Here is a 23424-nt window from a genome sequence, read left to right as displayed (position 1 = left end):
GTCGCCATGCCAGTCATCGAATCGCAGCTCGATCCGCACAACGCCGACTTCGCCCGCAATCGCGCGGCGATGCTGGCCAGCGTCGGACAACTTCGGCAGATCGAACAGGCCATGCTGGAGAAGGCCGCCCAGGCCCAGGCGAAATTCGACAAGCGGGGTCAACTGCTGCCACGCCAGCGCCTGAACCTGCTGCTGGACCCCGGCGCGCCGTTCCTCGAACTGGCGAGCCTGGCCGGCTACAAGCTCCATGACGACAAGGACGGCAGCGAGGCCGGCGGTGGCCTGATCGCTGGCATCGGCCATGTCAGTGGCGCGCGGGTGCTGGTGGTGGCCAACAACAGTGCGATCAGGGGCGGAACCATTTCCCCCAGCGGCCTTGACAAGACCCTGCGCCTGCAACAGATCGCCATGGAAAACAGGCTGCCGGTGATCACCCTCGCCGAAAGCGGCGGGGCCAACCTCAATTACGCCGCGCAGATTTTCGTCGAAGGCGCGCGCAGCTTCGCCAACCAGGCCCGGATGTCGGCCATGGGGCTGCCACAGATTACCGTGGTGCACGGCTCGGCCACCGCTGGCGGCGCTTATCAGCCGGGGCTGTCGGACTATGTGGTGGTGGTACGTGACAAGGCCCGGCTGTTCCTTGCCGGCCCGCCACTGCTCAAGGCCGCTACCGGCGAAATGGCCACCGAGGAGGAACTGGGTGGCGCGCAGATGCACGCGCAAGTAGCGGGCACCGCCGAATACCTGGCCGAGAACGACGCCGACGGTATCCGCCTGGCCCGGGAAATCGTCAGCCTGCTGCCCTGGAACGCACGACGACCGCCACGCCCCGATCACACCTGGCCGGAACCGCTCTACCCCATCGACGAATTGTACGGACTGGTGCCCGACGATCCCAAAAAGCCCTATGACGTGCGGGAAATCATCGCCCGCATCGCCGACGGCTCCAGCTTCCTCGACTTCAAGAACGAATTCGACCCACTGACGGTGTGCGGCCACCTTCGGATTCACGGCCATGCCTGCGGCCTGATCGGCAACAACGGTCCGATCACACCGAAGGGCGCGAGCAAGGCGGCGCAGTTCATCCAGCTTTGCGACCAGAGCCGCACACCGCTGTTGTTCCTGCACAACACCACCGGGTTCATGGTGGGCACCGAAGCCGAACAGCAAGGTGTGATCAAGCACGGCGCCAAGATGATCCAGGCGGTGGCCAACGCCCGGGTGGCGAAGCTGACAATCGTGGTGGGCGGTTCCTACGGTGCCGGCCATTACGCCATGTGCGGTCGCGGACTGGATCCGCGTTTCATCTTCGCCTGGCCCAACAGCCACACTGCGGTGATGGGAGGCGCCCAGGCCGGCAAGGTCCTGCGCCTGGTCACCGAGGCCACGCAGGCCAGGAACGGCGTCACTGCCGATCCACAGATGCTCGACCAGCTGGAACGCAGCACCGCGCAGAAACTCGACAGCCAGTCCACCGCCCTCTACGGCAGCGCCAACCTGTGGGACGACGGCCTCATCGACCCACGGGATACCCGCACCCTGCTGGGCTACCTGCTGGACATCTGCCATGAAGCCGAAGGCCGGTCGCTGCAACCCAACAGTTTCGGAGTGGCCCGCTTCTGATCCGGCGAGTGCCTCGATCGCCGTTCAAAGGAGAACACTGAAAATGATCTTCACCCAGGAACACGAAGCACTGCGGCGCACTGTTCGCCAGTTTGTCGACCACGACATCAACCCTTACGTCGACGAATGGGAAAAGGCCGGGCGGTTTCCCATCCACGAAGTCTTTCGCAAGGCGGGCGAGCTGGGGTTGCTGGGAATCTCCAAGCCAGAACGTTTCGGCGGCATGGGCCTGGACTACAGCTATTCGATCGTCGCGGCCGAGGAACTCGGCACCATCCACTGTGGCGGCGTGCCCATGTCCATCGGCGTCCAGACCGACATGTGCACTCCGGCCCTGGCGCGTTTCGGTTCCGACGCACTGCGCGAAGAATTCCTGCGCCCGGCCATCCGCGGCGAACAGGTGGGCTGCATCGGCGTCTCGGAAACCGCTGCCGGCTCCGACGTGGCCGGCCTCAAGACCACGGCGCGCAAGGACGGCGACGACTACGTCATCAACGGCAGCAAGATGTGGATCACCAATTCACCGAGCGCCGATTTCATCTGCCTTCTGGCCAACACTTCGGACGACAAGCCGCACCTCAACAAATCCCTGATCGTGGTACCGATGCACACGCCCGGCATCAGCCTCGGCGCGCACCTGGACAAGCTCGGCATGCGCAGCTCGGAAACCGCCCAGGTGTTCTTCGATGATGTGCGGGTGCCGCAACGCAATCGCATCGGCCAGGAGGGCGCCGGGTTCATGATGCAGATGCTGCAGTTCCAGGAAGAACGGCTGTTCGGCGCGGCGAACATGATCAAGGGGCTGGAGCGCTGCGTCGACAGCACCATCGAATATTGCCGTGAACGCAAGACCTTCGGTACAGCGCTGATCGACAATCAGGTGATCCACTTTCGCCTGGCGGAACTGGCCAGCGAGATCGAATGCCTGCGAGCGCTGGTCTATCAGGCCACCGAGCAGTACATCAACGGCCAGGATGTCACGCGCCTGGCGTCCATGGCCAAGCTCAAGGCCGGGCGCCTGAGCCGTGAGGTCACCGACAGTTGCCTGCAATACTGGGGCGGCATGGGGTTCATGTGGGACAACCCGGTGTCGCGGGCCTACCGCGATGTACGGCTGGTGTCCATCGGCGCCGGGGCGGACGAGATCATGCTGGGGATCATCTGCAAGCTCATGGGCACGTTGCCGGGAAAGAAAAAATGAGCAGCTACCCGCCCGCCATGTCCGCCTTCAGCAAGATCCTCGTCGCCAACCGCGGTGAAATCGCCTGCCGGATCCAGCGCACCGCGCAGGCCCTGGGCTACCGCACGGTCGCTGTGTTCAGCGAGGCCGATGCCGACGCGTTGCATGTCCGCATGGCCGATGAAGCCGTTTCGATCGGACCGGCGGCGGTGCAACAGTCCTACCTCAACCCATCGGCCATTCTCGAGGCGGCCCGCAGAAGCGGCGCCGATGCGATTCACCCCGGCTACGGTTTCCTCTCCGAGAACGCCGATTTCGCCCGGGCCTGCGAAAAAGCCGGGCTCGTTTTCATCGGCCCCAGCCCCGACGCCATCGAACTGATGGGCAGCAAACGGCGTTCGAAGATCGCCATGCTTGCCGCGGGCGTGCCCTGTATTGCCGGCTATCAGGACGCGGCCCAGGACGACGACACTCTTTGCCGCGAAGCCGAACGCATCGGTTTCCCGCTGATGATCAAGTCCAGCGCAGGCGGTGGCGGCCGGGGCATGCGCCTGGTCCAGCGGGCCGACGACCTGCTGGAGCAACTGCACGGTGCACGCTCCGAGGCACTGCATGGCTTTGGCAGTGACGAGTTGATCCTGGAACAGGCGCTGATCGATCCACGGCATGTCGAGGTGCAGATTTTTGGCGATCGCCATGGTCACTTGATCCACCTCGGCGAACGGGACTGCTCGATCCAGCGCCGTCACCAGAAGATCATCGAGGAGGCACCCTGCCCGGTCATGACCGCCGCGCTGCGCCACGCCATGGGCGAGGCAGCGCTCAAGGCCGGTCGCGCGGTGAACTACGTCGGTGCCGGCACGGTGGAGTTCCTGCTGGCCGCCGATGGCCGGTTCTACTTCCTGGAAATGAATACCCGGCTGCAGGTGGAGCACCCGGTGACCGAACAGATCACTGGCCAGGACCTGGTGGCCTGGCAGCTGGACATCGCCGCTGGCCTGCCCTTGCCCCTGCGCCAGGATCAGTTGCAGCTCAGCGGCCATGCCATGGAAGTGCGGCTGTATGCCGAAGATCCAGGCGAGCATTTCCTGCCCCAGACCGGACGCCTGACCGGCTGGGAACCGCCGACCCGGGGCGAGGTACGCATCGACCACGGTTTGCTGGAAGGCCAGGCCATCACACCGTTCTATGATCCGATGCTGGGCAAGCTCATCAGCCACGGCGCCACTCGCGAAGAGGCCCGGCGCAAGCTGTTGCGCGCCGTGGAGGATTGCGTGTTGCTGGGGGTTCGGAGCAATCAGCGAATGCTGGCGGGTCTGCTGGCGCATCCGCAATTCATCGCGGGCGATTTCGGCACCGACTTCATCGCCCGGCATTTCGCCGACCACATCGCCCTCCAGCCTCATATCCCCTCGACTGAACAGCTAGCCATCGCCACCGCCCTGTTCTACTGGGCGGCAGGCGCACCCCACTCCGGCCTGGCGGGCTGGCACAACAACACCGGCGCGGCGCTGCACTACCGGATCGGTGCGGCCGAACGCGACTGGACACTGAGCCTGAACGCCGAAGCGGACGGCACGCTGCGGGTCCTTACCGCCGGCCAGGTGTTCGAACTGATACGGCTCGATACCGACCAGCGCGGCACAAGCCTGGTCATCAATGGCATCCGGCAACGCTACACCTGGCGCCTCCACGGCACCGACCTCTGGCTGTTCGCCCGCCCCGGCAGCCTGCACCTGCAGGATCGGACCCACGCTGCTGTCATACCAGACTGCGTGGTGGGTGATGGCATGCTCAAGGCGCCAATGGATGGGGTTATCGTGCAATTGCGGGTCAGGGAAGGCAGCGTGGTTTGCCAGGGGCAACTGCTGGTAGTGCTCGAGGCGATGAAAATGGAGCACTCGCTCAAGGCCGACAGGGACGGCGTGGTGCGGGCGTTGCAGATCAGGCAAGGCGACCAGGTGAGGAACCGGCAGGTTTTGTTGCAGGTGACTACAGATGACCAGGCTCTGTACGAAAAGTCTTGAGACGAAGGTCAGGCAAGGCGAAAACAGCCGATCAAGCGGAATCTACTTGAGTACACGAGCATTGCGAGGCATTTTTCAACGCAGCATGAACGAGTATCAAGGCTTTTCGTACAGAGCCTAGGCGGATGCGCCGGGTTTGACTACGCTCAACCCCATCTGCATGCCGCTACCCGGGAACCCGCGATGCCTAACTGGCTGGTGATTGATCTGGAGGCCACCACCGATGAAGGAGGCTGGCCGGTAACCGAAATGGAAATTATCGAAATCGGCGCCACGCTGGTGAATCGTGACGCTCACGAGGTGGATCATTTCCAGCGTTTCGTCCGCCCCTTGAGACGCCCCCTGCTCACATCGTTCTGCCGCGAGCTGACGCACATCACCCAGGCCAATATCGACAGCGCGGCCACCTTGTCCGAGGTCTGGCCGGCATTCGAACGCTGGCTGACGCCCTACCAGGCGAACCTGGGCGGCTGGGTCAGCTGGGGCGATTACGACCGCAAGCAGTTGCTTCAGGAGTGGCAGCATCAACGGCTGCAAAGCTTTCTCAGCCAGGTGCCCCACATGAACCTCAAGCAGCGCTTCGCCAAGGCCCGACGGCTGGAGCGGCCACTGGGGCTCAATGGAGCCCTGCAACTGGCCGGCCTGCAGTTCAACGGTCAACAGCACCGGGCCCTGGAGGATGCGCGCAACACCGCGCGATTGCTGCCCCTGGTGCTGGCCGACTGAGCAACCCGCCCCCGTTTCGCAGATGACGTGTGTCGAAGCCTTGTGCATACTGGCCGGCCTTTTTCAGCCCTTTTACGAGGAATCGCCCATGTTCAAAGTCAACGAGTACTTCGACGGCACCGTCAAGTCCATCGCCTTCGGCACTGCCGAAGGTCCTGCGACCATCGGCGTCATGGCACCGGGCGAATACGAGTTCGGAACGGCCCAGCGGGAGATCATGCACGTGGTCTCCGGCGCCCTGACCGTGAAACTGCCCGACAGCGCCGAATGGGAAACCTTCGCTGCCGGCAGCCAGTTCAATGTCCCGGCCAACAGCAAGTTCCAGCTCAAGGTGGCCGTCGACACTGCCTACCTGTGCGAATACCGCGGCTGAACCTGCTGCATCAAAAAAAATGCCCGTGTCCAGCGACACGGGCATTTTTCATTGCGAACGCGGTGTTTATTCGAGCACCTCGACCGGCATGCCGACTTCGAGCCGACCGTTGCCGTCGTTGACCAGGTTCTGGCCGAACATCGCCCCGTCCGGCGTCGATCGATACTGCTGCAACGTGGCGAAAGGCTCGCGGTTCGGATCGCGTTCACCGGTTTGCGGGTCGACCGTGGTCATGATGCAGCGCGAGCACGGCTTGACCACCCGAAATTCCACATCGCCGATACGAATACGTTTCCAGCCATCCTCGGCGAACGCGTCGCTGCCCTCGATCACCAGATTGGGCCGGAAACGCAGCATCTCCAGGGAGCGACCGACCCGATTCGACAGATCCTGCAGGGAGGCCTGGCCGATCAGCAGCAATGGAAAACCGTCCGCGAAGGCGACCTTATCGTCGTCCTTGCCGTAACCGGCCGCCGTGGTACGCGCCAGCTCCACCGGTACATGCACCAGCCGGGTGGCATTGCCAATGAACTCGCTGACCCAGTTGCCCGCCTCATCGCCAGCATCCGGTACACGCAGGGTGTCACGCCAGATAGTCACTCCCCGGCGTTGCTCTTCGGCGGTCGAAGGCAGCGGCACCTCGATACTGCCATGGCCCGGCGCACTGAGCGTCAGGCCTCCGGCATCATTCCACAATGCCGAGAGCTGGCTCATCTTCGCCACGGCCCGCTGAGTCAGGAATCGCCCGCTGGCCTCATCCACCAGCATCCAGCGCCGGTCACCGTCCAACCCCAGTTTGTCCAGGCCAATCCCTGGCAGGGACTGGCCTTTGCCGGACTTCAACGGATAACGGTACAGCGCGCTCAGCCGCAACATGGTCAGCTCCCTGATGGCGAAAAAATGCCACCTTATACGAGCCGGCCATCGATGCAAACCACGATCGGCCTCAGCCAAGCATCAGTCGCTGGCGCACCACATCGACCAGTTTGTCGGGCTGGAATTTGGAGAGGAAATTGTCGCAGCCGACCTTCTTCACCATCGAGTCGTTGAAGCTGCCGGACAGCGAGGTATGCAGGACCACGTAGAGCCCACGCAAGCGCGGGTCGTTACGGATCTCGGTGGTCAGGCGATAGCCGTCCATTTCCGGCATTTCCGCGTCGGTGAAGATCATCAGCAATTTGTCGGTCATCACCTCACCGGTATCGGCCCAGGCCTTGAGCATGTTGAGGGCTTTCAGGCCGTCGCTGGCGATGTGCATCTTCACCCCCAACTGACCCAGGGTGTCGCGCAGTTGCGAGAGCGCGACATTGGAGTCGTCCACCAGCAATACTTCGCGTCCGCGAGCCTTCTCCAGCACCGGGTCTTCGAGCTTGTCCCGGGAGACCTTGGCGTTGTAGGGCACGATTTCGGCGAGGACTTTCTCCACGTCGATGATTTCCACCAACTGGTCGTCCACCTTGCTGATCGCGGTCAGGTAGTGTTCCCGGCCGGCGCTGGTCGGCGGCGGCAGGATCGCTTCCCAGTTCATGTTGACGATGCGGTCCACGCCACCCACCAGGAACGCCTGGACCGACCGGTTGTACTCGGTGACGATGATGGTGCTGTTGGCTCCCGGCACCAGCGGCCGCATGCCGATGGCCTGGGACAGGTCGATCACCGGCAGCGTCTGGCCCCGCAGGTTGACCACGCCGCACACGAATGGGTGGCGTTGCGGCATCAAGGTCAGCTTGGGCAGTTGCAGAACTTCCTGGACCTTGAACACGTTGATGGCGAACAATTGCCGCCCCGCCAGGCGAAACATGAGAATTTCCAGGCGATTCTCACCCACCAGCTGGGTTCGTTGGTCTACTGTGTCGAGAATGCCGGCCATTGATGACTCCTGGGATTGTTCGGATGAATCCAATAAAGCAACTATCGGCCGTGGACGCCGGATCTTGACCCCCTGATGAAATACACTTGCGGGGCATTGATATCATATTAACATCATGCTTTACTGGCTTCACCCTTCAGATCCGACACTTTCCCCGCTGCGCGACCATGTTTTGCGCACAAGGTTCCCCTGCCTAAGGGATTCCCCTAGCAACAATCAGGTCCAACCTGATATTCCCAATATCCAATAGCCATTAATGTGACGCCATTCTCATTGCTGAACGGAGTCAGGCCTTTGTGCGCGACAGCAGGACATCGGACTTCCAGCCTTTCGGCCGATCCCACCCGAGCAACTTTCCGTCTGCCTGTCCCTGGTACGCGGCAAGGGTGTGCCGACGCACTTTCGTTCGTAGCCGGCCGTGAGGCCCAACCGTTTGCCACTCGCGATTTTCTTTCGTCTGACATGATGTTGTGGAGATAAGCATGCCGAACGATCGTAAGAACTGGTCTCAGCGCCTACCCGAATTCCTGACCGAGGCCGAGACACTGCTGGCCAAGTCGGAGGAATGCCTGAGCCATCTGCAGCTGATCAACAATGACAAGGATGCAATCGATTGCATGCTCAGTACCTTGTTGAAGCTGGCAAACAAGGCCGATGCCCTGGCACTGGAAGCCGTATCGGAATTCTCCCTGCATATCCATGGCCTGCTCAGCCATGCGCAGAACAACATGGATCTGCACGACCAGGCCCTTGAGGCCTTGAAGGATTGCTTCACCCTGATGGCCTGGCAGCTGGAACTGGTCGATCCCACCACCGGCCAGCTCAGCCTGGACAACAGCGAACAGACCTCATTGATCGAGGCATTCGCCTTCCAGGTGGGCCAAAGCCCTTGCGACGCACTCCACGCAGCACACCGGCTGGCCCTGGTGCCCTTCTCCCAGAAGCAGGCCTGACACCTCACGGCCGACCTCCGATGCACGGCGCTTCAGGGCACCATGCCAGGCGCGACCAACGCTGGATGAAGTGGTACTATGTCTCGCGTCAGTCGCTTCGAAAGCAGGGTGTGGAAAGCCTGCCACCGAAGCCACCCTCGACCTGAAACGTTTACCCGACCCGGCCTGTCAGATGCGCTGACCGGCCAGCCCGCAGCGAACCTTCATTGGCTCCATCCGCTATGTACGCCAGCCTCAAGTCATCCCTCACCTGGCCACCCTCCCGAGAAAACGCCCGCCGGTTCACCCTGTTCCTGTGCATTTGCTCGACCCTCGGCAGCGTGCTGGTGTACCTGTCCGGCCAGGTCGTGCCGGTGAGCCTGCTGGTGTTGGACATCGCAGCCTTGACCTGCGTCTGGATCCACTATCGGCTGTCGCGAAAGTCCATCAAGTTCCAGCCACAGGAACTGGCCGACCGGTTGCTCGAAGTCCAGGAAAACGAACGTCACCGACTCAGCCGTGAGCTGCACGACGATATCGGCCAGTTGCTGACCGCGGCCAAATTGCAAAGCGAATGGCTCAAGCGCCGGCTCCCCGAGGACTTGCAGGGCCAATGTTCGGTCCTCTGCGAAACGCTGGACGAAACCCTGCACAAGGTCCGCGATGTGTCGGCAATCCTCAACCCGCGCCAATTGACCAGCCTTGGACTCGAAGCCAGCCTGCGCGCGCACCTGCTCAAGACACTGGCCAATACCCCGGTGAAATGGAGCCTCGATTGCCAGCAGCGCATGGCGGGGATTCCCGAGGAGATGACTGTCGCTGCCTTCCGGATCACCCAGGAAGCCATCACCAATATTTTGCGCCACGCCCAGGCCCAGAACCTGCTGGTGCGCCTGCAACGCCTGCCTGAAGGGCTGTTCCTGCTGATCAGCGACGACGGCCAGGGGTTCGTCCCGGCAGACCACCCCGCCCGTGAAGGGCAACGGGGCATGGCCGGCATGGCGGAACGGGTCGAACAACTGGGCGGCACCCTCAAGGTCATCAGTGAAGCCGGCAAGGGCACGCATATCGAAGCACGTTTTCCCTGGGCCCCTCGTACCCTGGCGCGGGCCAGTAAGAATAAGGTTCTCCATTGACTTGTAATTTGCTTCTCGTAGATGACCATTCGCTGATCCGCGCCGGCGTGCGCGCTCTGGTCACGGATCTGCCCGGTTATGCCGTCATCGGCGAAGCCAGTGATGGCACGCAGTTGCTGGAACTCGTGGAACGGCTGGTCCCCGATATCGTGCTGCTGGACATCACCATGAAAAACACCAGCGGCCTGGATGCCTTGCAGCAGCTCAAGCAGGTGCGCCCCCACAGCAAGGTGCTGATCCTGTCGATGCACACCGATCCGGCGCTGATCATGCAGGCCCTTGAGTCCGGCGCACACGGCTACCTGCTCAAGGACACCACGGCCACCGAGCTGGAGCACGCCCTGGACGCGCTGCGCAACAACGAACGCTACCTGAGCCCGGCCATCGCCCACACGGTGATCAACCAGGCGCTGACGCGCGTCCAGAAGCATCAGCCCGATCCCGTCCAGACCCACAACCTGACGGCACGCCAGCTGGAGATTTTGCGGCTGATCGTGCGCGGCAAGTCGACCCGGGAAATCGCCAACGGCCTGAGCCTGAGCATCAAGACCGTGGAGACTCACCGGGCGCAGATCATGAAGCGCCTGCAGATCCATGACGTGGCCGGACTGGTGCTTTTCGCGGTACGCGAGCAGATCATCAGCCTGGACGATTGAGTACCGCGGAAGCCGTCAGCAAAGGCGAGTCGAGCGGCAGGTGTACGCGTATCGCCTTCTCGCGCACCGTGAACCTCAGGTTGTCGACCTGCAGCGGCTCGCCGTCGAGATTGATGTCCAGGCCCTGGGCCACCTTGATCTCCACCCAGGGCAGGCGTGCGCGCACGAACATGTTGTCGATGCCCAGGCCACCGGCCAGCAGATCCCTGAGCGTGCTGACCACTTCCTGGGGGGCCGGCAGGATGCTGATGTCCAGCAATCCATCATCCACCAGCGCCTGCGGACTCAACTGATGGCCTCCCCCGGCCTGACGGCCATTGCCGATGCCCAGCGCCAGCAGATCGCCCTGCCAACTGAAACCGGGCCCCTGCAACTCACCATAGGCCGCGCTCAGCTCACTGAACCGCGTCAGGCCGGTGAATAGATACGCGGCCCCGCCCAGCACCTTTTTCAGATCCTCGGAGGTGTTTGCCGTGACCTGGCTGCCGAAACCGCCGGTGGCCATGTTCAGAAAGATCCGTCCGCCGACTTCGCCCAGGTCGATTGCCCGGGGCTCCACCTCCAACAGTTCCAGGGCCTGGTCCGGTTCCAGCGGGACTCCCGCCGCCCGGGCAAAATCATTGGCGGTGCCCAATGGCAACAGCACGAGGCTGGCATCGCTGGATTGGAGGGCAAGCGCTTCGGCAATGTCCCGCAACGTACCGTCACCGCCACCGGCGATCAGTCGCGTGTAACCAGCCTCCAACGCCTCGTCTACACAACGCTGGGCATCGCCGGCCTCCCAGGTCAGCCGTACCGCCAGGTCCCAGCCCTGCTTGCGCTTGAGCATCACTGCCGCGCGAACCTCTTCGTTGAGCGCTTGCTTGCCATGTAGAATCAACAGCGCCTTGCCTTTGCTCATCGTCGTCTCCGTCATTGGAAGGTTCCAGGAAATGGGACCGCTCATTCGGCCGAAAAAGCCCTCCGCCTATCAATTTCGCTCAAAAGCCCGCTGTCCTCCGTGAAAAGGCTGGGGTACCCGGCTCCCGGACAGATACTTCTTCACTCGAAGAGTTTTCTTACAAGAACTGGCGAATCCACTCAATTGACCCTCCAGCTGTATTGAGACACCTTGGCATTCTGTTGTCTGGACCATCAAAAACACTCATTACACAAGGATGTGCAACCCCATGGATGGATATGTCACGGCCCGCAGGCGCCGTATCAGTGGTTCGAACCGTTGTGGCCGAAGGGACGAAACATCCCATGCATAGCCACGAGTACAAGCTGTCACCCCGGCATCTCGCGTCCATTGGAAGCGAGCGAACCGAAAATCAGAACGAATGCAAAAGTTGCAGCAATCCCGTTGGAGGAATCGATTTGGAACCGCGCGTCGTTGAACTGGAAACCCACCTCAAGTACATCCGTAGGGATATGGATGAAATCCGTACCGACGTAAAGGTCATCCGCCACCGGCTCGCCTATTCGGCCGGCGCGGCAGCGGTGATCCTCGGCCTGCTGGGCTGGCTCGCGAACAGTCGCTTCGACCAGTTGGTCATGCTGCTCTCGCGATAACGACGGGGACGCAGGCAGGCCCAGGCACCTGGCTCGGGCCGGAGCACACCCCCGCTGTCACGGCTTCAGTCCAGGACCTCGCTCAAAGGGATGAAGCCCACTTCATCACCCTCGACATGGGTCTGCCCTTCGAGCACTTCGACCAGCCCATCGGCCCAGGCCGCGCTACGCAGGACCCCGGAGCTTTGGTTCCGATAAAGGATGGCCCTGCCGCTCTCAAGGCGCCCTCGCAGATATTCCCGCCGGTTGCCGGCCTTCCCCCAGACAAAACCGGCCGGCACCTTGAACTTCAACGGCATCACCGATTGGACACCCTGGCGTCGCAGCAGGTAAGGCCGGGCCAGCAGCGCAAAAGTCACCAGTGTCGAGGCAGGGTTTCCTGGCAACCCTATCACCGGCACGCCACGGAAGTGCCCGACCGTCAGGGGTTTCCCTGGCTTGATGGCGAGTTTCCAGAGCGTCAGTTCGCCCTCCTCGCGCAATGCGGTCCCCAGGAAGTCAGCCTCACCTACCGATACGCCACCAGTGGACAGGATCAGGTCGACATCCGACAACTGGGCCAGGCGCGCACGGGTGGCGGGCAAATCGTCAGGCAGGATGCCTGCATCGACCACATGGCAGCCCAGCCGCCGCAGCCAGCCGCAGAGCACCACACGGTTACTGTTGTAGATCTGGCCAGGGCCCAGTGGCTGGCCAGGTTCGACCAGTTCGTCGCCAGTGGACAGGACGGCAACACTGACCTTGCGCACCACTTCCAGCGTCGCGCATCCCAGCGATGCCGCCAGTCCCAACTCGATCGGTCCCAGGCGAGTCCCCGCCGAAAGAATCTTTTCGCCAACAGTGGTTTCCTGCCCCTGTGGGCGGATGTTCTGGCCGCTCACCAGGGGTTCGGTGAACCGGACCCGCTGATCGTCTTCCACCACGGCGTTTTCCTGCATTTCGACGCAGTCGGCACCGGCAGGCACTGGCGCTCCCGTAAAGATCCGCGCGCAGGTTCCCGCAGCCAACGGTTGCGGGGCCTGCCCGGCAAAGATGCGCTGGCTGACCGTCAGCGGCTCGCCGTGCCAATCGGCCAGCCGCAAGGCATAGCCATCCATCGCACTGTTGGGCCATGGCGGCAAGTCCAGGGTCGACACCAGATCTTCAGCCAGCACCCGCCCTTGCGCCTCGCCCAGGGGCAGCCGTTCACGCTGGGTGATCGGAGCGGCGGCGGCCATTTCGAGCAGGCGCTCCAATGCAACCTCGACGGCCATCAAGGCGCCGGCCTTGCCCGGTTTACCCACGGGATTCACAAGGAGCTGCCTGTTTCAGGTGAGGCACGAAGTTGCAGGGGCGATGGCGCGCATCCAGTTGCTCGGCCAGGATAGCGTCCCAACCGGTACGCACTGCATTGGTGGAACCTGGCAGGCAGCACACCAGCGTGCCATTGGCCAGGCCTGCCAGTGCCCGGGACTGGATGGTGGAGGTGCCGATGTCTGCCACGGAAATCTGGCGGAACAGTTCACCGAAACCATCGACCTGCTTGTCCAGCAGGCAGGCAACCGCTTCCGGCGTGCTGTCGCGACCGGTAAAACCGGTACCGCCGGTGATCAGCACCACCTGCACCACCTCGTCGGCGATCCAGGCCGCCACTTGCGCCCGAATCTTGTACAGATCATCTTTGAGCAGAACCCGCGCAGCCAGGTTATGACCCGCCGCCATGAGCCGGTCGACAAAGACCTGGCCGGAGGTATCGGTCTCCAGGGTACGGGTATCACTGACTGTCAGCACCGCGATATTGAGCGGCACGAAAGGTACATCAGCCTTGGCTTTCATAGGCTCGTCCAGTTGTGGGAGAAACAGCCCGGTGTTATATCACAGCGCTTCATTTTTCCGCCTGTGGGGAGACACACCATGACCTCGAATATTTCCCGGCCACCGTGCTCCATCCTGCTGCTGGCCGGTGGACGCGGACAACGCATGGGCGGGCAGGACAAGGGCCTGGTGGAATGGCGGGGTGAACCGCTGATTGCCCATCTCCACCGCCAGACCCGTGCTCTGAGCGATGACCTGATCATCTCTTGCAACCGTAACCTGGAACGTTATGCGTTGTATGCCGATCAATTGGTGCACGACGATGAAGGGGATTTCCCCGGGCCGCTGGCGGGTATCCGGGCAGGCCTCAGGGCGGCGAGGCATCGGTTCTTGCTGGTGTTGCCGTGCGACGTGCCGAACATCGACTCGAACCTGCTAGAGAGCATGTTGGAAACCGCCAGCCAGCACCCCGACAGGCCGCTGATGGTGCGCCATGGCGAACACTGGGAACCGTTGTTGTGCGTCATTCCCCTGGCGCTGGCCGCCGCCTTCGAACAGGCCTGGGGCGAAGGCGAACGCAGCCCGGGCCGGATCATGCGTACCTTGCACGCGGTTGCCCTGCAATGCCCGGCCGACGATCCACGGCTGGCGAATCTGAATACGCCCGAACTGCTGAACCGACACACAGGACATTGACGCAGGGCATTCAAATTAACCGTACAGGCCCCTAGCCAGGAACTTGCGCACGTTGTATACGTCTGAAGGTCAGTAACTTGAAGAATTCCATTTCGGAGAAACACCATGACTCAACGGACCCTCGCCACTTTCATGCTCGCACTGGGCCTCGCCACTCTTGCCGGGTGCGCATCGCCAACAGTGATCACCTTGAATGACGGTCGCGAAATCCAGGCCGTCGACACACCCAAGTACGACGAAGACACCGGTTTCTATGAGTTCGAACAACTGGACGGCAAGCAGACCCGCGTGAACAAGGATCAGGTCCGCACCGTCAAGGACCTCTAAGCCTCAGCGCCGCACCCGATACACAAAAGCCCGCAAAATTGCGGGCTTTTTCATGCCGGTCCGAAAGCCGAAGCGATTACCACTGGAGCTCGATAGCGCTCTCGAAAATACGTTCCTGAGCTGTGACCGGATCGATGAAGCTCAGCCCCTGGGCCAGCAATTTGAGCGGGTTGGCATAATCGTCCGGCGCATCGCGCAGCACATCGGGATAAAACGGATCATTGCAGATAGCAGCCCCGAGGGCATTCATATGCACCCGCAACTGATGCTTCTTGCCGGTGACCGGATACAGACCGTAGCGCCACAACTCGCCATTTTTTTCCAGTACCTCGATGGCTGTTTCGGTATTGGGTTCGCCCGGCCCTTCCTGCATCCGGAAAAACGGCTCGCCATCGACCATCCGGCTTTTGTGCACCCGAGGAAACGTCAGACCAGGCAACGCTGGAGCAATGGCCTGGTAGCGTTTTTCGATCTGCCGCGCAGGAAACAGCGATTGGTAAGCCGATCGGCTGAGGGGGTTGGCTGAAAACAGCACCAGCCCGGCGGTATGCCGGTCGATACGGTGCAGGGGCACCAGATGAGGATTGTCCAGCCGCCGGATCAGTCGTCGCAACAAGGTCTGCTCGACATATTCACCCGCGGGGGTGACTGGCAGGAAATGCGGTTTGTCGGCCACCACCAGATGCTCGTCGGCATACAGGATCGTCTCGACGACCGGGATCGGTTTCTCGTCAGGCACTTCGCGGAAATAGTGGATGCGTAATCCCTCACGGTACGGCAAGTCGACCCCGATCGCCTTGCCCTCCCCGTCCAGCACACGACCTCGGGCAATCCGGTCCAGCCATTGCTCGCGACTGATGGCGCTGAAATGCTCGCACAGGCATTCCAGCACTGTCTGCCATTGGCCGGGCGGCAGATACAAGGTGCTGGCCTGGTGGTGTGCGGCGGAAAACGATGAACCAGACATTGAAAACTCTTGGGCAATGTTTACAAGCCGGCATTATCCGACAGTCGCGCAAGCCCGCCCAGCTATGATTGCCTCATACCGTGACCGGGGCGGAACCTGCCGTCGCTTCGGTGAATTCCTTCAGCCAGCGCAGCACCTCCACTGCCTCCCAGCGGCCCGGGTCGTACAAGGCGTACAACAATCCCTGGTAACCCACGACATCCAGCTGCTTGTGATAACCGGCACGCTGGAACAGTGCCTCGATCTCAGCGAAACAGGTGTTGAAATGCAGCTTGTTGAAGGGTGTCTTGCCTTCGGTAACCAACCCGTCCAGGCGCAACTCCAGGACGGCCTCGCGCACGACATCCACGGACATCCTGTTCACGCTGTTCTTCAATTGTTCGACATTGAGCAAGGTGCGGCACTCCAGATAGCTGTATGGACATACAGTAACCGAAGACATCCTTTTTCGCCAACGCCAATGCTCGTACAACGCCGGCCTTAAAGCGCTCAACGCAGGAACGAGGCCACCCGGTCGGGATTATCGAAAGGCCAGTCCAGCTCCTCACCGGTATCGTTCCTGCGCAATACCGGGATGCGCAATCCATAGGTTTCCGACAGTTGCTCGTCTTCGGCGATGTCCACCAGCTCCACCAGCAACCCGTGTTCAACGAAATGCATCAATACCCCTTCGGCCACCTCACACAGGTGACAACCCAGGGTACCGAACAGCTGGCATTCAGGAAGCGCGCTTTCAGGAGGCATGGCAGGTAGACCCACAAAAGATAGACGGTCATTCTAGGCTCGCTCCGGAAAACCGTCGAGCCGGGTGCCGTATCAGGCCATATTGGCAAAACGCTGATGCAAATCACTGACCGGACTCGCTTTCCGATGCTTGCTTGTCTTCTACGCTATGTGCCACAAGCCATGAAACGGAGTTTCCCTTGTTTGCCAACCTGCTGATCATTCTCGCCTCCTCCCTGGTGGTCATTGCCCTGTTCAGGCGACTGCGGCTGCCACCGGTGCTGGGCTACCTATGTGTCGGGCTGGCGGTCGGGCCCACTGCGCTGGGCTGGGTAAACGACAGCGAGGAACTGCCGGACCTGGCTGAACTCGGGGTGGTCTTCCTGCTGTTTTCCCTGGGACTGGAGTTCTCCTTGTCCAAGATGCTTGAGCTGCGCCGTGTCGTATTCGGCCTCGGCAGCCTGCAGGTAGTGTGCTCGGGGGCGCTCCTGGGTGGCGTACTGGTGGCGTTCGGCGCTCCGGTGCTGGCCGCGATGCTGCTGGGCGCGGGATTGGCCCTGTCATCCACCGCCATCGTCAGCAAGGAACTCACCAGCCTGGGGGAAATCTTCAGCAGCCACGGCCAGAATGCCATCGGTGTGCTGCTGTTCCAGGACATCGTCGCGGTATTGCTGCTGACCCTGGTGCCGGTGTTCGCGGGTAGCAGTACCCAGGCATGGTACTGGGCGCTGCCCCTGACGCTGGGCAAGACGCTGCTGCTGTTCGGCGGGCTGCTGCTGGCCAGTCGCCTGCTGCTGCCACGGTTGTTCCATGAAGTGGCCGCATCCCACTCCGCCGAACTGTTCGTGCTGCTGGCCCTGGTCATCGTCTTGCTGACGGCATGGCTGACCCACCTGATGGGGCTCTCGCCGGCCCTTGGCGCGTTCCTGGCGGGCATGTTGCTCGGAGAGAGCCATTACCGACACCAGATCGAGGCCGATATACGTCCGTTCCGCGACATCCTGCTGGGACTGTTTTTCGTCAGCATCGGCATGCTGATCGACCTGCGGTTGTTCGTGGATGACGGCTGGTTGATCCTTGGCCTGACCCTGGGGCTGATGCTCATCAAGAGCTGCGTGGTCGCCCTGCTGGTGAAATGGCGCGGCAGCGACGGCGAAACCGCCTGGCGCAGCGGCCTGGCCCTGGCCCAGGGTGGAGAATTCTGTTTCGCCCTGATGGCATTGATGCAGCAGAACCGCCTCATGCCGGCCGAACTCGTCAGCCTGCTGCTGGCCGCGACGTTCTGTTCGATGCTACTGACGCCCTTGTTGCTGCGCGCCGCGCCGGGCATCGCCGCCCGCCTGCACCGCAAGCCTAACGAAGCGGCCCAGCTGGACCAGATCAGCGCACTCAATGCCGGCCTGTCGGGCCATGTGATCATTTGCGGATACGGTCGCGTCGGCCAATCCATCGGGCGCTTCCTGCGTCGTGAAAACCAGGCCTTCGTTGCCTTGGACGACGATCCCGTGATCATCCAGGAAGCCACCGTTGGGGAGAAATGCGTGTACTACGGTGATTCACGTCGAGGGGACCTGCTGGCCGCCGTGGGCCTGGGCCGCGCCCGCTTGCTGGTGATCGCCGTCGACAAGACCGACATCGCCATCGACGTGCTCAAGGAGGCCCGGCGGCTCAATCCCCAGGTCCCGATCCTCGTACGCACCCGCGACGACAGCCAGCTGGCGGAGTTGCAGGCCGCCGGGGCCAGCGAGGTGGTCCCGGAACTGTTGGAGTCGAGCCTGATGCTGGCTTCCCACGCCCTGATCATGCTCGGGCTGGCGGAGCAGCAAGTCCGCCAGCATGTGGATCAGGTGCGCCATGACCGCTATCGCCTGCTGCACGGTTTTTATCCTGGCAACCAGGACAAGGAGCCTTGATGCCTCGCTCAATCCTGGCTGACGGCGCCAATCTTGTGGATGGACAAGTCCGCGCCGTAGTACTCCTCTTCCTGGGTCAGCCGAAGCCCCAGCACGGCCTTGATCAGGCCATAGACCGCGAAACCACCGGCCAGGGCAATGGCCACGCCCATCGCGGTACCGATCAGTTGGCTGACCAGGCTGACCCCACCCAGGCCGCCCAAGGCGCCCTGACCGAAAATGCCGCAGGCAATGCCCCCCCAGACGCCGCACAGGCCATGCAATGGCCAGACACCCAGCACATCGTCGATCTTCCATTTGCCCTGGGCCGCGGTGAAACACCAGACAAACAGGACTCCGGCAATGGCACCGGTGGCCAGCGCCCCAACCGGATGCATCAGGTCGGAACCTGCACATACCGCCACCAGCCCGGCCAGTGGGCCGTTATGCAGGAAGCCCGGGTCGTTGCGACCGACAACCAGTGCCGCCACGGTTCCGCCGACCATGGCCATCAACGAATTGACCGCCACCAATCCACTCACCCCAGGCAGCGTCTGGGCGCTCATGACGTTGAAACCGAACCAGCCGACAATCAGGATCCAGGAACCCAGGGCCAGAAACGGAATGCTCGATGGCGCGAACGCCACCAGTCGACCGTCCCGGTAACGGCCGTTACGCGCACCGAGCAGGAGCACGGCGGCCAGCGCCAGCCAGCCGCCCATGGCATGCACCACCACGGAGCCGGCAAAGTCGTGGAAACTGGCACCGAATCGGGCCTGCAACCAGGCTTGCAGGCCAAGATTGCCATTCCATACCAGGCCCTCGAAGAAGGGATATACGAATGCCACGATCAACACCGTGGCGCACAACTGCGGGGCGAATCGGGCGCGTTCGGCAATACCGCCGGAAATGATGGCAGGGATCGCAGCGGCGAATGTCAGCAGAAAAAAGAATTTCACCAGGCTGTAGCCATGATCGGCACTCAGCACCGCTGCAGGCTGCAGGAACGTCACGCCGTAGGAAACCCAGTAGCCCACGAAGAAATACGCCAGGGTCGAGACCGCGAAATCGCTGAGGATCTTCGACAGCGCGTTGACCTGGTTTTTCTGTCGGACGGTGCCTACTTCCAGGAACGCAAAACCGGCATGCATGGCCAGGACCATGACCGCACCGAGCAGAATGAACAGCGTGTTGGAGCTATGGACCAGACTGTCCACAGCGCTTTGCATATTTTCCATGGTATTGGCAGACCTGAAAAAGTTTTAAGAGCATCGACGCGACTGGCGCCGCCCCAGCGCACCAAGTTGAATCAATCCGACTACCGATCGAAGGCAGGCGAACCGCTTTGGTGCACCAGGAGGAGCAAGACGCAGTGATGTTTCGCGAGTTCTGATTATTTGGGTTAAGGTTCCGCCAGCCTGCGCCCGACTTCAGCGCATCGACACGCCCGACGCACCAGTACATGGCAAAACCTTGAGCCAATGCCGAGCAAAAGTTGTACCAGCCACTTTCACTGAACCTTCCGGCAAGGCTTACACTCGAACGCTTCAGACGTCATTTACGGAGATCCATCCATGGCCAGACCCCAGGCAAAGACTGCTCAAGAAATCCTGAAGGAAGACTTTCAGACGCTGGTCAGCGACACCGAACGCCTGCTGGAGCACACCGCGACGCTGGCGGGCGACCAGGCCGATGAACTGCGCAGCCAGATCCATGAGACCCTCCTGCGCGCCCGCGACACCCTCAAGCTGACCGAGGACTCCATGCGCGAACGCGGCCAGGCTGCGGTGACCGCCACGGAGGAATATGTACAAGCCAACCCTTGGCAATCGGTCGGCATCGCCGCAGGGGTGGGCTTCCTGATCGGCCTGCTGGCGACACGACGCTGATGATGGACATGAACGAACCGGGCTCGTCCGAAGCGGGCACAAAATCTTCGGCACGCCGATTGGGAGCTGCGTTTCTCGGGTTGCTGCACAGCCATGTCGAGTTGTTCGGCATGGAGCTCCAGGAACAGAAGGCCCGTACCGTCAGCCTGCTGCTGTTCGCCGGCCTGGCACTGGTGTTTGCGCTGTTGCTGTTGGTAGGCCTGTCGACACTGGTACTGATCCTGGTATGGGATACCTATCGCATGGCGGGGATTATCGGCCTGTGCCTGTTCTATCTGCTGGCGGCGCTGTTCTGCGGTCTTCGGCTCAAGGCGGCGATCTACGATGAATCCTCCCCCTTCCATGCCACCCTGGAAGAATTGTCCAATGACCGGGAGCGCCTGTTGCCATGAGCCTGCCCGATATCCCTCAAGCCCGTACACGGCAGGAAATGCGCAAGGCGCTGGTTCGCTTGCGCATGGAGATGCATCGCCAGGAAATCCGTCAGGAAACACGCCAACTGCTGCAACCGTTGCAGCGGGTGCGTGGCTTTAGCCAGAACTGGCATGAAGGCTTTGGCATAAAACACGCGCCCCTGTGGGGTATGGCGGCAGTGACCCTGCTGGGCTTCATCACCGGCAAGCGGACCCGCAGTGGACGCAGCGGTGGCCTGGCACGCCTGGTCCGACTGGCTACAACGCTGCTGCCGCTGATCAAACTGGCCAAGAGCGCACGCAAGCCTTGATGGGCTTGCGGGACGCTGCCCGAACAGGGAAGCTAGTGTCGAATACTCAACGGAGCAACCGGCCTTGGACTGGCACACCCTGCTGACTCGCGAACGCCTCGGGAAACCGCTGCACAGCCCGCAAGAGCTGGGCCGAAGCCCTTTCCATAAAGACCATGACCGCATCATCTTTTCCGGTGCCTTCCGACGCCTGGGCCGCAAGACCCAAGTGCATCCGGTGTCCAGCAACGACCACATTCACACGCGCCTGACCCATTCCCTGGAAGTCAGTTGCGTCGGACGCTCACTGGGCATGCGGGTGGGAGAAACCATCCGCGGCGCCCTGCCCGACTGGTGCGAGCCAAGCGACCTGGGCATGGTGGTGCAATCGGCCTGCCTGGCCCACGACATCGGCAACCCACCCTTCGGCCATTCCGGCGAGGACGCCATCCGCTACTGGTTCCAACAGGCGGCAGGCCGTGGCTGGCTTGACGCCATGAGCGAGGCCGAACGCAACGACTTTCTCAATTTCGAAGGCAACGCCCAGGGGTTCCGGGTCCTCACGCAACTTGAATATCACCAGTTCGACGGCGGCACCCGCCTGACCTATGCCACCCTGGGCACTTACCTGAAATACCCCTGGACGGCTCGTCACGCCGACTCCCTGGGCTACAAGAAACACAAGTTCGGCTGCTACCAGAGCGAACTGCCCCTGCTTGAACAGATTGCCCACAAGCTGGGCCTGCCGCAGATCGAAGACCAGCGCTGGGCGCGGCATCCGCTGGTGTACCTGATGGAAGCCGCCGATGACATCTGCTACGCCCTGATCGACCTGGAAGATGGCGTGGAGATGGATCTACTGGCGTACTCACAGGTGGAGTCGCTGCTCCTGGACCTGGTGGGTGACGATCTCCCGGAAACCTACCGTCAGCTCGGGCCGCTGGATTCGCGCCGACGCAAACTGGCCATCCTGCGGGGCAAGGCCATCGAGCACCTGACCAATGCCGCTGCCCGGGCATTCGTGGAACAGCAACAGGCGTTGCTGGCCGGCACGCTGTCGGGCGATCTCGTGGAACATATGCATGGTCCGGCCAAACGTTGCGTATTGAATGCCAAGGACATGGCACGCAAGAAGATCTTCCAGGACAAGCGCAAGACACTCAATGAAATCGGTGCCTACACCACCCTGGAAATCCTGCTCAACGGGTTCTGTGGCGCTGCGCTGGAACAGCATGGAGGCCGCACCCCTTCATTCAAGAATCGCCGCATCCTCGACCTGCTGGGAAACAACGCGCCCGACCCCAATGGGTCCCTGCATGCAGCATTCCTGCGGATGATCGATTTCATCGCCGGCATGACCGACAGTTACGCCAGCGAGATGGCCCAGGAGATGACGGGCCGCATCCGTCAATAGATCCTCTTGCGCGCGCCATCATCTTTCAGCCACGGCCTGTAAAGGGGCTTTTGCTGAGTTTTTTCCATAATAAACCTTGGAGCTGTTTGTCATTAAACCCATGACAAACAGCTCTGAATATGACGTCCACAAATAAAACCCACACAACTTCGCGCCTATTACCTACTAAAAACCTAATTACCTCGTAGTATCCAACCTCTTTTTTTGTAGGAAACTTCTGAAACTAAGGATGAATGCCTGTCTCCTCGTACGGCACGGCCTTTAACTGGGCTAAGGTGCGCGCTTTATTTATGCTCGCATGGGACTTTTATTCATGAACTCCGTTTTCATTGTCGACGATCATCCGGTCATCCGCCTCGCTGTTCGCATGCTACTGGAGCATGAGGGCTACAAAGTGGTAGGGGAAACCGACAATGGCGTCGATGCGATGCAAATGGTGCGCGAATGCATGCCGGACCTGGTGATCCTGGACATCAGCATTCCCAAACTTGACGGGCTGGAAATCCTCTCGCGCTTCAATGCCATGACCACGCCGCTCAAGACCCTCGTGCTCACGGCGCAGTCACCCACGCTGTTCGGTATCCGCTGCATGCAATCCGGTGCCTCCGGTTACGTCTGCAAGCAAGAGGACCTCAGTGAACTTGTCAGTGCAATCAAGGCTGTGTTGTCGGGCTACAACTATTTTCCGAGCCAGGCGCTCAACCCGGTGCGCCCCGATGATCCGCGAAGTGTGGAACTGGACCTGTTCAAGAACGTCAACGATCGAGAGTTGATGGTATTGCAACTCTTTGCCCAGGGGCGCACTAACAAGGAAATTGCCAAGGGCATGTTCCTGAGCAACAAGACTGTCAGCACTTACAAGAAACGCTTGATGCAGAAACTCAAGGTCAAGTCCCTTGTGGAACTTATAGAAATGGCGAAGCGCAACGCACTGGTGTGAGA

General features: G+C 61.5%; 26 protein-coding genes. 17 read left to right on the top strand and 9 right to left on the bottom strand.

Translation table 11 applies throughout. The features are described 5' to 3' along the window. Positions 1 to 6 precede the first annotated feature (6 nt). The 5 genes from AC1M7R_RS19985 to ppnP all read left to right on the top strand — a co-directional run bounded on the left by AC1M7R_RS19985 (position 7) and on the right by ppnP (position 5929). Positions 7 to 1623 carry an acyl-CoA carboxylase subunit beta gene (locus AC1M7R_RS19985; protein WP_072389163.1) on the top strand — a complete coding sequence of 539 codons (1617 nt, stop codon included), beginning with the start codon at positions 7 to 9 and terminating at the stop codon, positions 1621 to 1623. A 43-nt stretch (positions 1624 to 1666) separates the two neighbouring features. Beyond that, complete coding sequence (gene atuD, locus AC1M7R_RS19980) at positions 1667 to 2824, top strand: citronellyl-CoA dehydrogenase (protein WP_490609854.1); 1158 nt, start codon at positions 1667 to 1669, stop codon at positions 2822 to 2824. A 17-nt stretch (positions 2825 to 2841) separates the two neighbouring features. Further along, a complete protein-coding gene (locus AC1M7R_RS19975) occupies positions 2842 to 4830 on the top strand; it encodes an acetyl/propionyl/methylcrotonyl-CoA carboxylase subunit alpha (protein WP_490610491.1) in 1989 nt (662 codons plus the stop codon). A 183-nt stretch (positions 4831 to 5013) separates the two neighbouring features. Then, positions 5014 to 5556, top strand: a complete 543-nt coding sequence (locus AC1M7R_RS19970) for a 3'-5' exonuclease (protein WP_072458086.1) — start codon at positions 5014 to 5016, stop codon at positions 5554 to 5556. Positions 5557 to 5644: 88 nt separating this feature from the next. Beyond that, positions 5645 to 5929, top strand: a complete 285-nt coding sequence (ppnP, locus tag AC1M7R_RS19965; protein ID WP_072389169.1) for a pyrimidine/purine nucleoside phosphorylase — start codon at positions 5645 to 5647, stop codon at positions 5927 to 5929. A gap of 66 nt (positions 5930 to 5995) precedes the next feature. Here the strand turns inward: ppnP and AC1M7R_RS19960 are convergent, their stop codons facing one another. Next, positions 5996 to 6805, bottom strand: coding sequence for an MOSC domain-containing protein (locus tag AC1M7R_RS19960; RefSeq protein ID WP_072389171.1), 810 nt, complete (start codon positions 6803 to 6805; stop codon positions 5996 to 5998). Positions 6806 to 6875: 70 nt separating this feature from the next. After that, positions 6876 to 7799: a chemotaxis protein CheV gene (locus AC1M7R_RS19955; RefSeq protein WP_072389173.1), complete on the bottom strand. Its 924-nt coding sequence runs from the start codon at positions 7797 to 7799 to the stop codon at positions 6876 to 6878. Between the two features lie 482 nt (positions 7800 to 8281). Here AC1M7R_RS19955 and AC1M7R_RS19950 point away from each other — a divergent pair, with 482 nt between their 5' ends. The 3 genes from AC1M7R_RS19950 (at position 8282) to AC1M7R_RS19940 (ending at position 10523) form a co-directional block, all read left to right on the top strand. Then, entirely contained in the window at positions 8282 to 8752 is a 471-nt protein-coding gene (locus AC1M7R_RS19950) for a hypothetical protein (protein WP_072389175.1), read from the top strand. A gap of 221 nt (positions 8753 to 8973) precedes the next feature. Beyond that, on the top strand, positions 8974 to 9867 hold the full coding sequence (locus AC1M7R_RS19945) for a sensor histidine kinase (protein ID WP_490610490.1): 894 nt from the start codon (positions 8974 to 8976) through the stop codon (positions 9865 to 9867). Continuing rightward, entirely contained in the window at positions 9864 to 10523 is a 660-nt protein-coding gene (locus tag AC1M7R_RS19940; RefSeq protein ID WP_072389179.1) for a response regulator, read from the top strand. The genes AC1M7R_RS19945 and AC1M7R_RS19940 overlap by 4 nt, the downstream gene beginning before the upstream one ends. Here AC1M7R_RS19940 and yegS read toward each other — a convergent pair. Further along, positions 10507 to 11424, bottom strand: a complete 918-nt coding sequence (gene yegS, locus AC1M7R_RS19935; protein ID WP_072389181.1) for a lipid kinase YegS — start codon at positions 11422 to 11424, stop codon at positions 10507 to 10509. The genes AC1M7R_RS19940 and yegS overlap by 17 nt on opposite strands. A 344-nt stretch (positions 11425 to 11768) precedes the next feature. On the opposite strand from yegS, the gene AC1M7R_RS19930 reads away from it, so the two are divergent. Further along, entirely contained in the window at positions 11769 to 12077 is a 309-nt protein-coding gene (locus AC1M7R_RS19930) for a hypothetical protein (protein ID WP_231991093.1), read from the top strand. Positions 12078 to 12142: 65 nt separating this feature from the next. Here AC1M7R_RS19930 and AC1M7R_RS19925 read toward each other — a convergent pair whose 3' ends face one another. Next, positions 12143 to 13330, bottom strand: a complete 1188-nt coding sequence (locus AC1M7R_RS19925) for a molybdopterin molybdotransferase MoeA (RefSeq protein ID WP_165887905.1) — start codon at positions 13328 to 13330, stop codon at positions 12143 to 12145. Positions 13331 to 13352: 22 nt separating this feature from the next. Beyond that, positions 13353 to 13892 (bottom strand): molybdenum cofactor biosynthesis protein B, encoded by a 540-nt coding sequence (moaB, locus tag AC1M7R_RS19920; protein WP_072389187.1) that lies wholly within the window; start codon positions 13890 to 13892, stop codon positions 13353 to 13355. Between the two features lie 78 nt (positions 13893 to 13970). On the opposite strand from moaB, the gene mobA reads away from it, so the two are divergent. After that, positions 13971 to 14567, top strand: coding sequence for a molybdenum cofactor guanylyltransferase MobA (mobA, locus tag AC1M7R_RS19915; protein ID WP_072389189.1), 597 nt, complete (start codon positions 13971 to 13973; stop codon positions 14565 to 14567). A gap of 105 nt (positions 14568 to 14672) precedes the next feature. Further along, the gene (locus tag AC1M7R_RS19910; protein ID WP_072389191.1) at positions 14673 to 14894 is read left to right on the top strand and encodes a YgdI/YgdR family lipoprotein; all 222 of its coding nucleotides are present in this window, start codon (positions 14673 to 14675) and stop codon (positions 14892 to 14894) included. A gap of 76 nt (positions 14895 to 14970) precedes the next feature. Here AC1M7R_RS19910 and AC1M7R_RS19905 read toward each other — a convergent pair whose 3' ends face one another. From AC1M7R_RS19905 to AC1M7R_RS19895, 3 genes are all read right to left on the bottom strand, one after another. After that, positions 14971 to 15861 carry a pseudouridine synthase gene (locus AC1M7R_RS19905; protein ID WP_490609853.1) on the bottom strand — a complete coding sequence of 297 codons (891 nt, stop codon included), beginning with the start codon at positions 15859 to 15861 and terminating at the stop codon, positions 14971 to 14973. A gap of 73 nt (positions 15862 to 15934) precedes the next feature. Next, the gene (locus AC1M7R_RS19900; protein ID WP_072389195.1) at positions 15935 to 16255 is read right to left on the bottom strand and encodes a transcriptional regulator; all 321 of its coding nucleotides are present in this window, start codon (positions 16253 to 16255) and stop codon (positions 15935 to 15937) included. Positions 16256 to 16350: 95 nt separating this feature from the next. After that, complete coding sequence (locus AC1M7R_RS19895) at positions 16351 to 16605, bottom strand: glutaredoxin family protein (RefSeq protein WP_072389197.1); 255 nt, start codon at positions 16603 to 16605, stop codon at positions 16351 to 16353. Positions 16606 to 16784: 179 nt separating this feature from the next. On the opposite strand from AC1M7R_RS19895, the gene AC1M7R_RS19890 reads away from it, so the two are divergent. Beyond that, entirely contained in the window at positions 16785 to 18497 is a 1713-nt protein-coding gene (locus AC1M7R_RS19890; RefSeq protein WP_072458088.1) for a cation:proton antiporter, read from the top strand. Between the two features lie 8 nt (positions 18498 to 18505). Here AC1M7R_RS19890 and AC1M7R_RS19885 read toward each other — a convergent pair whose 3' ends face one another. Then, positions 18506 to 19714: an ammonium transporter gene (locus tag AC1M7R_RS19885; RefSeq protein ID WP_072389201.1), complete on the bottom strand. Its 1209-nt coding sequence runs from the start codon at positions 19712 to 19714 to the stop codon at positions 18506 to 18508. 336 nt (positions 19715 to 20050) lie between these two features. Here AC1M7R_RS19885 and AC1M7R_RS19880 point away from each other — a divergent pair, with 336 nt between their 5' ends. The 5 genes from AC1M7R_RS19880 (at position 20051) to AC1M7R_RS19860 (ending at position 23422) form a co-directional block, all read left to right on the top strand. Further along, positions 20051 to 20365, top strand: a complete 315-nt coding sequence (locus AC1M7R_RS19880; protein WP_072389203.1) for an ElaB/YgaM/YqjD family protein — start codon at positions 20051 to 20053, stop codon at positions 20363 to 20365. Positions 20366 to 20367: 2 nt separating this feature from the next. Continuing rightward, on the top strand, positions 20368 to 20757 hold the full coding sequence (locus AC1M7R_RS19875; RefSeq protein WP_072389205.1) for a phage holin family protein: 390 nt from the start codon (positions 20368 to 20370) through the stop codon (positions 20755 to 20757). Beyond that, positions 20754 to 21089 carry a hypothetical protein gene (locus AC1M7R_RS19870; RefSeq protein WP_072389207.1) on the top strand — a complete coding sequence of 112 codons (336 nt, stop codon included), beginning with the start codon at positions 20754 to 20756 and terminating at the stop codon, positions 21087 to 21089. Before AC1M7R_RS19875 ends, AC1M7R_RS19870 begins: the two co-directional genes overlap by 4 nt. A gap of 64 nt (positions 21090 to 21153) precedes the next feature. Then, entirely contained in the window at positions 21154 to 22482 is a 1329-nt protein-coding gene (locus AC1M7R_RS19865; protein WP_072389209.1) for a deoxyguanosinetriphosphate triphosphohydrolase, read from the top strand. Between the two features lie 313 nt (positions 22483 to 22795). Beyond that, complete coding sequence (locus AC1M7R_RS19860; protein ID WP_072389211.1) at positions 22796 to 23422, top strand: response regulator transcription factor; 627 nt, start codon at positions 22796 to 22798, stop codon at positions 23420 to 23422. Positions 23423 to 23424 lie beyond the last annotated feature (2 nt).

The organism is Pseudomonas sp. MS01C9 (assembly GCF_058202755.1).
Note: the sequence above shows the minus strand (reverse complement) of the source record. Positions and strands in the feature narration are given on the sequence as shown.